1 protein-coding gene is annotated in these 418 nt (G+C 39.5%); it reads right to left on the bottom strand.

Annotated elements, in window-relative coordinates; genetic code table 11:
• Positions 1 to 30: 30 nt before the first annotated feature.
• Positions 31 to 183 carry a hypothetical protein gene (locus J7R05_RS08465; RefSeq protein WP_208541895.1) on the bottom strand — a complete coding sequence of 51 codons (153 nt, stop codon included), beginning with the start codon at positions 181 to 183 and terminating at the stop codon, positions 31 to 33.
• Positions 184 to 418 lie beyond the last annotated feature (235 nt).

The raw sequence follows: 418 nt of genomic DNA, 5'->3' as shown, positions 1-418 counted from the left end.
CATATCTCTAGAAGAACCATAAACCAGCTTTCAGCCACATTTTAACAGTGATTGTTCAATGACAGCCCGATCTGTTCCAGGCTTTTCCCATAAAGCCAAAGTCGATGGGGGAGGATTGCCTAACTGACATCCAGCTGTACTTAACAGAGCCATGCAACTCAATAGTTTTAAGGTTTGTTTCATTTTTCCCCTCTTTCAATGGATTTATTTACAATAAGAAGGCTCGTAAGCCTGGTGATATTTTCTGTCACCACTGTTTAAAACAGTGGTGAACAATATTGAGATGGCAGATTGAGGAAACAATCCCCTCATTTCAAGCAAAAGCAAAGATGGAGGATTGTTGATCATCACAAGAAAGACTTAAGGTTTGCATTCAGGTTGTACTGGACTTCTTTTACAAAATGAGCTGTTTAAACGC

Source organism: Bartonella capreoli, assembly GCF_902813205.1.
Taxonomy (GTDB): domain Bacteria; phylum Pseudomonadota; class Alphaproteobacteria; order Rhizobiales; family Rhizobiaceae; genus Bartonella; species Bartonella schoenbuchensis.
Note: the sequence above shows the minus strand (reverse complement) of the source record. Positions and strands in the feature narration are given on the sequence as shown.